Here is an 11714-nt window from a genome sequence, read left to right on the forward strand (position 1 = left end):
CACCAACCGCCATCGCTCCACCGTCGCACCCTCGCCCCCACCGAGGGTGCGACCAACCATGCACCACTTGACAAAACGCCCTACATATCAGGGCCTGTACCCCGGGCCCCGCCGGGGCCGCCAAAACCCGACCGGGGCCGCCGAGAGCCAAGAGGCAGGCCCCTAGCTCGTCGCCGAGTCCACCTGCTGGGGCTCCGGAGCGGGCTCGGGCGGGGGCTCGGGCGTGCCGGCGATCGGTGCCGGGCCGCCGCGGGCCCGGTCGGCGAGCACCAGCAGGTCCTCGGTGGCCGCGCCCTGGGTGACGCCGACCAGGTGCCCGTCCGGCCGGATCAGCAGCACCGTGTGCGGCCCGGCGCCCGGGTACTCCTCGGTGACCAGCACCTCGGCCGGCACGGGCAGCGCGGCGGAGACCTCGGCGAGCCGGGGCATCAGCCCGGCGCCGAGCCAGTGTTCGGACGACCAGACGGCGGTGCCGGGGGCGACCAGCAGCAGCAGGAAGGTGGCGCCGAGCCGGGCGTGCAGGTGGTCCGGGGTGCCGTCGGCGGCGAGCACCGGCAGGTCGGGGACGAGCACCCCGGGGGCGGTGGCGGGCAGCAGTTCGCTGAGCGAGGTGGTGCCGCGCGCGCCGCGCTGCACCGGCACCCGGCCGGGGACGCCGGAGGGCGCCGCCGGGTAGGCGGGAGCGCCGCCGAAGCGGCCGGTGCCCAGCTGGCCGTCGGCGAGCAGCGGGGCGTGCTTGCGGAAGCCGCCGACCAGCAGCGAGCGCCGGGTCTGCTGCCAGCCGCGCAGCGGGCGCAGCAGCGGCATGGACTGGTCGACGGCGCGCAGCCGGGCGCCGACCGCGCCGCGCCGCTCGGCCTCGTAGCCGTCCAGCAGGGAGCCGCCGGGCTGGGGGCCGCCGGAGTGGAGGTGCCAGGCGAGGGCGAGCCGCCAGGCGAGGTTGTCGGCGTCGCGCAGCCCGTCGGCCAGGTTCTGCATGCCGAGCGCGCCGTGCAGGTGGGCGGCGTCGCCGGCCAGGAAGCAACGGCCGCTGCGGAAGCGGGCGGCGAGGCGCTGCTGGGCGGTGTGGTCGGCGGCGGCGAGCAGTTCGAAGCGGGGCAGTTCGCCGCACCAGCCGGTGAGGGTGGAGGTGACCCGGGTGAGCAGGGTGTCGCCGGTGACGATGCCGGGCCAGGTGGCGTGCGGGTCGACCTGTTCGGTGGGGGCGGGTCGGCCTGGGGGCAGTCGCCAGTCGAGCCGCCAGACGCCGTCCGGCAGCGGACGGGCGGAGGCCTCGCGGTCGCCGCGCCACGGGGGTTCGCGGTGCAGCCGGGCCCCGTCGAAGGGCAGGTCGACCCGGACGGTGGCGATGGCGTTGCGGTCGACCGCCGGGCGGCCGGGGAAGCGGATCTTCAGCAGCTTGCGGACGGCGGAGCGGGCGCCGTCGCAGCCGACCAGGTGGCTGCCGCGCCACCAGGTGCTGGAGCCGTCCTGGGTGCCGTGGGTGCGGACGCTGACGCCGTCGCGGTCCTGTTCGAGCTCGACGACCCGGCTCAGCGGGACCAGCTTGACCAGCGGGGTGCCGGTGAGGGCGTCGCGCAGGCCGCGCTGGAGGCGGTGCTGGGGCAGGTGGAAGGTGGGGGAGTCGGTGAGGTCGATCCGCAGCACCTCCTGGCGGCGTCGCCAGACGGCGAAGGAGTCCCACAGGGCCGAGTCGGAGACGGCCCGCGAGTAGCCGATCCGGGTCAGGAAGGCGGTGGTGTCGGCCCCGAGGACGACGCTGCGAGGGCCCTCGGGGCAGAGCCCGGAGCCCTCGTCCAGGACGACCGTCGGCACCTCGTGCCGGGCCAGCGCGAGGGCCAGGGCCAGACCGACCGGTCCGGCCCCGACCACGATCACCGGGTCCATGAGGGGACCTCCGGGCACGAACCGGCCCATGGGCCGGCGTCAGTTACCGCTGCCGCATATGCCGCGTGGATGCTCCCGGGAGGTGTCACGAACAGCAATGCAACAGTTCACCTGCGTGTCCGTCAAGCAGCAGATGAAGTGCGCCGGTTCGCGCCGCTACGGCCGCGTGCTTCGATCCACTGCGCGAGCGCGGTCAGCAGCAGGCACAGGGCGATGTAGATCGGCCCGATCACCAGCACCACGGGGATGTAGGGGAAGCCCGCGGCGTTCAGCGGCTGGCTGGCGATCTTCTTGCCGACGAACAGCAGCTCCTGGTAGGTGATGATCAGACCGAGCGAGGTGTCCTTGAGGGTGACGACCAGCTGGCCGATCATCGACGGCAGCATCGACCGGACGGCCTGCGGCACCAGGATGGACGCCATCACCTGCGTCTTGCGCATCCCGAGGGCGTACGCCGCCTCGCCCTGGCCCCGCGGGACGGCGTTGACGCCGCTGCGGATGATCTCGGCCTGGACCGAGCCGTTGTAGAGGGTGAGGCCGAGCACCAGGGCCCACATCGGGTCCTTGGCGAAGAACGCGTAGTAGAGCGCGACGATCAGGATCAGCAGCGGCATCGCCCGGAAGAACTGGACGAAGGCGGTGCAGGCCCAGCGGACCGGCTTGTGGTCGGAGAGCCGGCCGGCGGCCAGCAGCGCGCCCAGGGTGAGCGAGAAGACCGCGGCCAGCCCGAAGGCCTTCAGGGTGGCCAGCAGGCCGTCCAGGATCTGCTGCTGGACGTAGTTGTACTGGAACGCGTCCCAGAGGTCCGGGTTGAACTGGCCCTTGTCGTCGAGCGCGGCGAAGACGAACCAGAGCAGTCCGGCGATGCCGAGCACCGACAGGACGCCGAACAGGCGGTAGCGGGCGCGGGCCTTGGGGCCGGGGGCGTCGTAGAGGACGCTGGCCGTCGCCGGGCGATTGAGGAGGTTCATCGGACCACCGCCAGTCGGGATTCCAGGAAGCGGAACAACGTGGCGACCGTCGCGCTGATCAGCAGGTAGGCGCACGCGATCCAGAAGAAGATCGAGAAGATCGAGTAGCCCTTCTCGGAGAAGGTCTGCTGGGCGCTGTACAGCTCGCTGACGCTGAATGCGCCGGCGATCGCCGAGTTCCTCGGCAGGGCGATGAACACGCTGCTGAGCGGGGCCAGCACGGTCCGGGCGGCCTGCGGCAGGATGACCAGGGTGAGGGTCTGGCCGAAGGTCATGCCCAGGCTGCGGGCCGCCTCGGCCTGGCCGAGCGGGACGGTGTTGACACCGGAGCGGATCACCTCGCAGACGAACGAGGCGGTGTAGCCGCCGAGCGCCAGCACCGCGAAGGCCAGGTGGCTGAAGTGCACGCCGAGCCGGGGCAGGCCGAAGGTGACGGCGAAGAACAGCAGGGTCAGCGGGGTGTTGCGGAACAGCGTCACCCACGCGGTGCCGAAGCCGCGCAGGACCGGCACCGGGGAGACCCGGAAGGCCGCCAGCAGGGTGCCCAGCAGCAGGGCGAGCAGGGCGCTGAGCGCGCTCAGCTCGATCGTCTGCAGGAAGCCGTCGCGGAACAACGCGAAGTTGTCGTCCTCGAACAGGAACCCCATCCGGCGGCCCTCCTCTCAGGAGTGGTCAGGAACGTTCGGGTGTGGATCAGTAGCGGTCGAGGGTCGGGACGGACGGCGCGGCGGAGCCGGACAGGCCCAGGGTCGCGTCGTAGGCCTTCTTCCAGTCGCCGTTGTCCTCGTGGGCCTTGAGGGCGTCGCTGATCGCGTCCCGCAGCGCCTTGTCGTCCTTGTTGAGGCCGACGCCGTAGTTCTCCTTGGTGAACGGCTTGCCGACCACCTTGAGCTGGCCCTTGAACTTGGAGGCGTAGCCCTTGAGGATCGCGTCGTCCGTGGTGACCGCGTCGACCTCGTTGGCCAGCAGCTTGTCCACGCAGGCCGAGTAGGTGTCGAACTGGGTGATCTTCGGGTTGTACTGCTTGATGTTCTGGATCGAGGTCGAGCCGGTGGCGGTGCAGACGTTCTTGCCGCTGACGCTCTCCGGGCCGGTGATCGAGGTGTTGTCGCTCTTCACCAGCAGGTCCTGGCCGGCGATGTAGTACGGACCGGCGAAGGAGACCGTCTTCTTGCGCTCGTCGTTGATGCTGTAGGTGCCGACGTAGAAGTCGATCTGGCCCTTGGCGATGGCCGGCTCGCGCTGCGAGGAGACCAGGGTCTGCCACTTGATCTGCTGCGGGGTGAAGCCGAGGTCGGCGGCGATCATCTTGGCGATCTCGATGTCGAAACCGCTGCGGTCGCCGCTGGCCACGTCCTCGAAGCCGAGGAACGGCTGGTCGGCCTTGGCGCCGATGATCAGCTGGCCGCGCTTCTTGGCCTCGGCCAGGATCGAGGAGTCGATCTTGACGTCGGTCTTGACCGTGTAGGTCGGCAGAGCCGGGGCGTTGCTGGCGCTCGCGGCGTCGGCGCCGGGGGTGCCGTCCTTGCCGCAGGCGGCGGTGGCGGTGAGCGCGACGGCACAGAGCGCCACGGCGAGGGTGCGAGAAGTCCTCATGAGGGTTGTTCTCCTGGGGCTGGGCCGCGGCGTCAACCGGGCTCTGGCGTCTGGAAGTTGTGCACGGGCAGGGCTGACCGGCAACGTTGCCGGGACGGCCTTGCGTGATCTCGAAGCGTCAGTGGTGCAGGATCTTCGAGAGGAAGTCCTTGGCGCGGTCGGAGCGCGGCGCGGTGAAGAAGGCGTCCGGGGTGTTCTGCTCGACGATCCTGCCGTCGGCCATGAACAGCACGCGGTTGGCGGCGGAGCGGGCGAAGCCCATCTCGTGGGTGACCACGACCATCGTCATGCCGTCGGCGGCCAACTGGCGCATGACCTCCAGCACCTCGTTGACCATCTCCGGGTCGAGCGCCGAGGTCGGCTCGTCGAAGAGCATCACCTTGGGCTTCATCGCCAGCGCCCGGGCGATCGCCACGCGCTGCTGCTGCCCGCCGGACAGTTGGGCCGGGTACTTGGCGGCATGCGCCGCGAGGCCGACCCGCTCCAGCAGTTCGCGGGCGGTCTTCTCGGCGTGCGACCGGATCACCTTGCGCACCTTGACCTGGCCGATGACCACGTTCTCCAGCACGGTCTTGTGCGCGAACAGGTTGAAGCTCTGGAACACCATGCCGACCTCGGCACGCAGCCGGGCCAGTTCCTTGCCCTCGGCGGGCAGCGGGCGGCCGTCGATGGTGATGGTGCCGGAGTCGATGGTCTCCAGCCGGTTGATCGTCCGGCAGAGCGTGGACTTGCCCGAACCGGACGGGCCGATCAGGACGACGACCTCACCCTGGTGGATCTCGAGGTCGATGCCCTGCAGCACGTGCAGCGCGCCGTAGTGCTTGTCGACCTTGTTCAGCACGACCAGCGGGGCGGCTGCGGGGGTGGAGTCCTCGACCGGGCTCTCGGTCATCGCGCCTGCTCCCTCTGTGTCGGTTCGTGCCTACCCGAGAAGTCTCAACTCCCTTGGGTGGCAATGGTGGTACGAATCCGGGAGCCGCGACCGGCGGAGCCGCAGCCCCCGGTGGGGCGACCTTAGGAGCGCTGACGGTGCCCCGTCAGCCGATCTGAGCGGAACTTGAGGATCACGAAAAGGACACACGGAGCGTACGTACTGTTCGCGAAGCCGTCTACGGGGCATGTCACAGCGGGAATCCGCGCCGGTGCTCCCCGTCCCCCACGAGCCCGGTGCGCGGTCGAACCTGGCGCCGGGCCGCCCGCTGGCCCATACTGCGCAGGAGCCGGGCCCCGACCGATCGGGTCCGGAGACCACGTGGGGAGAGGAGGAGAACAGGATGCGACTGCTGCTCGTCGAGGACGACGAACGCGTGGCCGCGGCGCTGGTCGCGGTGCTGGGCCGGCACGGCTTCCAGGTGCGGCACGCCCGCAGCGGGCACGAGGCACTGGACGCCCTGGTGCCGGACGGCAACGAGCCGTACCGGGTGGTGCTGCTCGACCTCGGGCTGCCCGATCGCGACGGCTTCGAGGTGTGCAGCCGGATCAGGGCCGGCAGCGGCGTGCCGGTGATCATGGTGACCGCCCGCGCCGACATCCGCTCCCGGATCCACGGTCTCAACCTGGGCGCCGACGACTACGTCACCAAGCCGTACGACATGGGCGAGCTGCTCGCCCGCATCCACGCCGTGGCCCGCCGCGGCGCGCTGCCCTCCGCGGTGTCGGTGCCCGCGCCCGATGCCGTACCGCAGCAGCGCGGCCCGCTGGAGTCCCGCGGCATCCGGATCGACCGGGAGCGCCGCCGGGTCAGCGTCGACGGCCGCGACGTGCCGCTCACCCGCAAGGAGTTCGACCTGCTGGCCCTGCTCGCCCAGAGCCCCGGCGTGGTCTACCGGCGCGAGCAGATCTTCAGCGAGGTCTGGCGCAGCGGCTGGGAGGGCAACGGGCGCACCCTGGAGGTGCACATCGGCTCGCTGCGCAACAAGCTCGCGCTGCCCGGCCTGGTCGAGGCCGTCCGTGGGGTCGGCTACCGGCTGATCCCCGACTCCCCGACGTCCACCGCGGCCGACCCGGCCCCGCCCGCCCCCGCGGAGCACTGACCGCACGTGCGCACCCGCCTGCTCGGCATCCTGATCGCCCTCATGCTCTGCGTCCTGGCCGCCCTGGGGCTGCCGCTCGCGGCGGCGTTCGCGGCGGCCGAGCAGAGCAAGGTGGTCGTCGACCGGCTGGACGACGCCGCCCGTTTCGCCCAGGACCTGCCCACCTCCGGCGCCGCCTCGCTGGACTCCGCCCTCAAGGGCGACCCGGAGCCCGCCCCCGGCGACCTCAGCCGCCGGCACGCGATCGACGCCGAGGTCCGGCGCTACTTCGACCTGTACGGCGTTCGGCTGGGCATCTTCCAGCGCGACGGCATGCCGATATCGGTCGCCCCCAAGGACTGGCGGGTGCCCGCCGTCGGCTGGGGCGCCCAGGCCTTCCAGGAGGCCTTGGACGGGCGGCGCAGCCACAACCCGCCGCAGGTGTGGCCGTGGACCGAGGACCGCACGATCACCGTGGCCACCCCGGTGGTGCGCGACGGCGACGTGGTCGCGGTGGTGCTGAGCGAGTCCCCGACCGCGGCGCTGCGCACCCGGGTGCTGCACAAGTGGCTGGTGGTGGCCGGCGGCGAGGCGGTCGCGATGATCGTCGCCGTGCTGCTGGCCGTCCGGCTGACCGAGTGGGTGCTGCGTCCGGTGCGCACCCTGGACCGGGCCACCCACGACATCGCCACCGGCCGGATGGCCGCCCGGGTCGCGCCCGGCGGAGGACCGCCCGAACTCCAGCGGCTGGCGCGCTCGTTCAACGAGATGGCGGACCACGTGGTGCACGCCATGGACCAGCAGAAGGCCTTCGTCGCGGACGCCTCGCACCAGCTGCGCAACCCGCTGTCGGCGCTGCTGCTGCGGGTCGAGGTGCTCGGCCTGGAACTGCCCGAGGGCCACGAGGAGGAGCTCAGCGGCGTCCGGGAGGAGGGCACCCGGCTGGCCCGGGTGCTGGACGACCTGTTGGGGCTGGCGACCGCCGAGCACGCCCGCCCCGAACCGGAGCAGACCGACCTCACCCAGCTGACCCTGGCCCGGGTGGACGGCTGGCAGCCGGTGGCCGAGCAGCGCGGGATCGAGCTGCGCTGGGACGGTCCGGCGCTGGCGATCGGCATGGCGGACCCGATCGGCTTCGGCTCCGCGCTGGACGCGGTGCTGGACAACGCGCTGAAGTTCAGTCCGTCCGGCAGCCAGGTGCGGTTGCGGGTCGCGGTGCGCCGGGACGAAGTCGCGGTGACCGTCACCGACGCCGGGCCGGGGCTCACCGAGGACGAGCTGTCCCGGGCCGGTGACCGGTTCTGGCGCAGCCCGCGGCACCAGAACGTGGACGGCTCCGGGCTGGGCCTGTCCATCGCCCGCACCCTGCTGGCGGCCGGCGGCGGCTCGCTCGGCTTCGCCCCGGTCAAGCCGACCGGGCTGGCGGTGACGCTGGCGGTGCCGCGTCCTCGGAAACCCTAGGGCCTCTCAGGGCTTCACCGAGCGGTAGTAGCGCGCCGCGCCCTCGTGCAGCGGGAGCGGGTCGGTGTAGACGGCGGTGCGCAGGTCGACCAGCTGGGCGGCGTGCACCTGGGCGCCGATCTGGTCGCGGCTGTCGATCACCGCCCGGGTCATGCCCTCCACCAGTTCCGGGTCGGCGTCGTCCCGGGTGATCAGCAGGTTGGGCACGGCCACGGTCGCGACGGCGTCCTTGGGCTCGGCGTTCGGGTAGGTGCCCTTGGGCATGGTGGCCGCCCGGTAGGCGTCGGTGCCGCCGCCCTCGGCCTTGTGCAGCGCCTCGGACAGGTCGCTCAGCGGGACGATCCGGATCCGGACGTGGTCGGAGAGGTCGGTGAGTGCGTTGGTCGGCAGGCCGCCGGACCAGAAGAAGGCGTCCAGCTTGCCCTCGCGCAGCTGGTCGGCGGCGTCGCCGACGCCGGCCATCACCGGGGTGATGTCGTGGTCCGGGTCCAGGCCGGCCGCGGCCAGCAACCGCTTGGTCACCGGGTTCACCCCGGACTGCGGCAGGCCCACGCCCACCCGCAGGCCCTTGAGGTCGGCGGTGCGGCGCACGGTGGAGGAAGCCGGGACGATCAGCTGCAGGTAGTCGTCGTACAGCCGGGCGATCGCCCGCAGCTTGTCCTTGCCGGGCCCCTGGTAGTCGGCCACGGCGTCGGCGGTGGCGATCGCGAAGGTGTCCTGGCCGTTGATCACCCGGGTGAGGTTGTCTATCGAGCCCTCGGTGTTGTCCAGAGCCAGCCGCACCCCCGGCATGGTCCGGGAGACGTGGGTCTGCAGCAGCTGCCCGTACCGGTCGTAGACGCCGCGCTGCACACCGGTCGCGAAGCGGGTCTCCCCGCGCGGGTACCCCGGCGAGCGGCCCGCCGACAGCCACCAGCCGCCCAGTCCGGCGACCAGCAGCACCAGCACCAGCACCGTCCGCCACAGCGGGCTGCGGGCCGCGCGGCGGACGGCTGCGCCGAGACGTGATGGATTGGTGGGGGCCATGCAGGGATACTGCCAGGCGCTCCGGCCGAACGGGAGGGGTAACGGCACCCGCGCCGTTTCGGCTCGGGGACGAGTGCGCGAAGACAGCCGGGAAAACCGGCTCGCGGCTGCCCGTACCCTGGTCTGGTGAGCGGTGAGAGCGGATTGAAGAGCTACAAGGTCGTCACGCACGGCTGTCAGATGAACGTCCACGACTCCGAGCGGCTGTCCGGCCTGCTGGAGGACGCGGGCTACGTCAAGGCCGGGCAGGAGGGCGACCCGGACCTGGTCGTGTTCAACACCTGCGCGGTGCGGGAGAACGCCGACAACAAGCTGTACGGCAACCTCGGCCAGCTCGCGCCGGTCAAGAGCCGCCACCAGGGCATGCAGATCGCCGTCGGCGGCTGCCTGGCCCAGAAGGACCGCGAGACCATCGTCAAGCGCGCCCCCTGGGTCGACGTGGTGTTCGGCACCCACAACATCGGGCACCTGCCGGCGCTGCTGGAGCGGGCCGCGGTCGAGCGCAAGGCCCAGGTCGAGATCCTGGAGTCGCTGGAGACCTTCCCCTCCACGCTGCCCACCCGCCGCGAGTCCGCGTACGCCGCCTGGGTCGCCATCTCGGTCGGCTGCAACAACACCTGCACCTTCTGCATCGTCCCCGCGCTGCGCGGCAAGGAGGAGGACCGTCGCCCCGGCGACGTCCTCGCCGAGATCGAGGCGCTGGTGGACGAGGGCGTCATCGAGGTGACCCTGCTCGGCCAGAACGTCAACGCCTACGGCTCCGACCTGGGCGACCGCGAGGCCTTCTCCAAGCTGCTGCGCGCCGCCGGTCAGATCGAGGGCCTGGAGCGGATCCGCTTCACCTCGCCGCACCCGCGCGACTTCACCGACGACGTGATCGCCGCGATGGCCGAGACCCCGAGCGTGATGCACCAGCTGCACATGCCGCTGCAGTCCGGCTCGGACCGCGTGCTCAAGGCGATGCGCCGCTCCTACCGGCAGGACCGTTTCCTCGGGATCATCCGCAAGGTCCGCGAGGCGATGCCGGACGCGGCGATCTCCACCGACATCATCGTGGGCTTCCCCGGCGAGACCGAGGAGGACTTCGAGGAGACGATGCACGTCGTCCGCGAAGCCCGCTTCACCAACGCCTTCACCTTCCAGTACTCCAAGCGCCCCGGCACCCCGGCGGCCGAGATGGAGGACCAGATCCCGAAGGAGGTCGTCCAGGCCCGCTACGACCGGCTGATCGCCCTCCAGGAGGAGATCTCCTGGGACGAGAACAAGAAGCAGGTCGGCCGCACCCTGGAGATCCTGGTCGCCGAGGGCGAGGGCAAGAAGGACGACCAGACCCAGCGCCTCTCCGGCCGGGCCCCCGACAACCGCCTCGTTCACTTCACCAAGCCGGACGAGCCGGTGCGCCCGGGCGACATCGTGACCGTCGAGATCACCTACGCCGCCCCGCACCACCTGCTGGCCGAGGGCCCGGCGCCGGCGGTGCGTCGCACCCGGGCCGGCGACGCCTGGGAGAAGCGCCAGGCCAAGCCCGCCGCCAAGCCGGCCGGCGTGCTGCTGGGCCTGCCGAAGATCGGTGCCCCGGCCGAGCTGCCGCTGGCCGCCCCGGCGGGCGGCGCCTGCTGCGGCGACTGACGCCCCGCTCCGTACGGCTTCGTCCGGCGGCCCGGTGGGAGCTTCGACTCCTGCCGGGCCGTTCGGCTTCCCGGCTAGAGTGATCCACATGCTGGTAGCCGCCGCCGTGTGCCCCTGTCCGCCGCTGCTCGTCCCCGAGGTCGCCGCCGGGGCCGCGCCCGAGCTGGACGAACTGCGTGCGGCCTGCGACGAGGCCCTGGCGGCGCTGGTCGCGGCCGAGCCGGAGCTGGTCGTGGTGGTCGGCGCCGGGCCGGAGGCCGAGGTGTGGACCGAGGGCGGGGCCGGGTCCTTCCACCGGTACGGGGTGCCGCTGGTCGCCAAGCTGCCCGGCGAGCGGGTCGAGGGGCCGGAGCTGGCGCCCTCGCTGACCGTCGGCGCCTGGCTGCTGGAGCGCGCCGGGGTCACCTTGCCGACGCACGCCTGCGCGGTGCCCGCCGACGCCCCCGCCGACCGGATGCTCGGGCTGGGCCAGGGCCTGGCGGGCCTCGCCGACCGGGTCGCCCTGCTGGTGCTGGGCGACGGCAGCGCCTGCCGCTCGGTGAAGGCGCCCGGCTACCTGGACGAGCGCGCCGAGGGCTTCGACGCCGCGCTGGCCGCCGCACTGGCCTCGGCCGACCTGGCCGCCCTCGCCGCTCTGGACTCCCGGCTCGCCGCCGAGCTCAAGGCCGAGGGCCGGGCGCCCTGGCAGGTGCTGGCCGGCGCCGCCGAGGGCGCCGGCCTCACCGCGCGGCTGGGCTACCAGGACGCGCCGTACGGGGTCGGGTACTTCGTGGCGTCCTGGAGCTGACCCGTCAGGACCGGGGGGCCCGGCCCTCCTCGCCCGGCTTCGGCTTGTGGGCGAACTCTTCCACCGCGTCCTTGGCCTTGCCGGCGCCGTGCTCGATCTTCTCGCTGTACTTGCCCTTGGTGGCCTTGTCGATCGCGCCGCCGGCCTTGTCCACCATGCTCTCGATCTGGTCGCTGTGCTTGCCCGCGAGCTCGCTGGCCTTCTCCTTGAGCTCCTCGGCCTTGCCCTTGAGGTTGTCCATCAGGCCCATGGCGATCTCCTTCTCTCCCTGTCACCTTGCACAACGCCTGCGGCCGGTAAAGCGTTCGCAAAACCAGGACCAGCTGCGGAAACGGCCGGAAACAG

The 11714-nt window shown here is 72.2% G+C and carries 11 protein-coding genes; 4 read left to right on the forward strand and 7 right to left on the reverse strand.

Features of this window, described 5'->3' with window-relative positions:
* Nucleotides 1-162: 162 nt before the first annotated feature.
* The 5 genes from ABZW30_RS22430 to ABZW30_RS22450 form a co-directional block, all read right to left on the reverse strand.
* On the reverse strand, nt 163-1887 hold the full coding sequence (locus ABZW30_RS22430; protein WP_355672921.1) for an FAD-dependent monooxygenase: 1725 nt from the start codon (nt 1885-1887) through the stop codon (nt 163-165).
* A gap of 122 nt (nt 1888-2009) precedes the next feature.
* On the reverse strand, nt 2010-2858 hold the full coding sequence (locus tag ABZW30_RS22435; protein WP_355672922.1) for an amino acid ABC transporter permease: 849 nt from the start codon (nt 2856-2858) through the stop codon (nt 2010-2012).
* Entirely contained in the window at nt 2855-3505 is a 651-nt protein-coding gene (locus ABZW30_RS22440) for an amino acid ABC transporter permease (RefSeq protein ID WP_355672923.1), read from the reverse strand. The genes ABZW30_RS22435 and ABZW30_RS22440 overlap by 4 nt, the downstream gene beginning before the upstream one ends.
* 46 nt (nt 3506-3551) lie before the next feature.
* Complete coding sequence (locus tag ABZW30_RS22445) at nt 3552-4454, reverse strand: glutamate ABC transporter substrate-binding protein (protein WP_355672924.1); 903 nt, start codon at nt 4452-4454, stop codon at nt 3552-3554.
* 118 nt (nt 4455-4572) lie between these two features.
* A complete protein-coding gene (locus ABZW30_RS22450; protein ID WP_355672925.1) occupies nt 4573-5346 on the reverse strand; it encodes an amino acid ABC transporter ATP-binding protein in 774 nt (257 codons plus the stop codon).
* 382 nt (nt 5347-5728) lie between these two features.
* Between ABZW30_RS22450 and ABZW30_RS22455 the strand changes: the two genes are divergently transcribed.
* Nucleotides 5729-6487, forward strand: coding sequence for a response regulator transcription factor (locus ABZW30_RS22455; RefSeq protein WP_355672926.1), 759 nt, complete (start codon nt 5729-5731; stop codon nt 6485-6487).
* A gap of 6 nt (nt 6488-6493) precedes the next feature.
* On the forward strand, nt 6494-7927 hold the full coding sequence (locus ABZW30_RS22460; RefSeq protein WP_355672927.1) for a HAMP domain-containing sensor histidine kinase: 1434 nt from the start codon (nt 6494-6496) through the stop codon (nt 7925-7927).
* Nucleotides 7928-7933: 6 nt separating this feature from the next.
* Here the strand turns inward: ABZW30_RS22460 and ABZW30_RS22465 are convergent, their stop codons facing one another.
* Nucleotides 7934-8953, reverse strand: coding sequence for a TAXI family TRAP transporter solute-binding subunit (locus tag ABZW30_RS22465; protein WP_355672928.1), 1020 nt, complete (start codon nt 8951-8953; stop codon nt 7934-7936).
* Nucleotides 8954-9079: 126 nt separating this feature from the next.
* Between ABZW30_RS22465 and miaB the strand changes: the two genes are divergently transcribed.
* Both miaB and ABZW30_RS22475 read left to right on the forward strand, forming a co-directional pair.
* Entirely contained in the window at nt 9080-10582 is a 1503-nt protein-coding gene (miaB, locus tag ABZW30_RS22470; RefSeq protein ID WP_355672929.1) for a tRNA (N6-isopentenyl adenosine(37)-C2)-methylthiotransferase MiaB, read from the forward strand.
* A gap of 88 nt (nt 10583-10670) precedes the next feature.
* On the forward strand, nt 10671-11369 hold the full coding sequence (locus tag ABZW30_RS22475) for a hypothetical protein (RefSeq protein ID WP_355672930.1): 699 nt from the start codon (nt 10671-10673) through the stop codon (nt 11367-11369).
* A 4-nt stretch (nt 11370-11373) separates the two neighbouring features.
* On the opposite strand, the gene ABZW30_RS22480 is transcribed toward ABZW30_RS22475, so the two are convergent.
* On the reverse strand, nt 11374-11619 hold the full coding sequence (locus tag ABZW30_RS22480; protein ID WP_355672931.1) for an antitoxin: 246 nt from the start codon (nt 11617-11619) through the stop codon (nt 11374-11376).
* Nucleotides 11620-11714: the final 95 nt, after the last annotated feature.

It is taken from the genome of Kitasatospora sp. NPDC004669, assembly GCF_040609455.1.
GTDB lineage: Bacteria > Actinomycetota > Actinomycetes > Streptomycetales > Streptomycetaceae > Kitasatospora.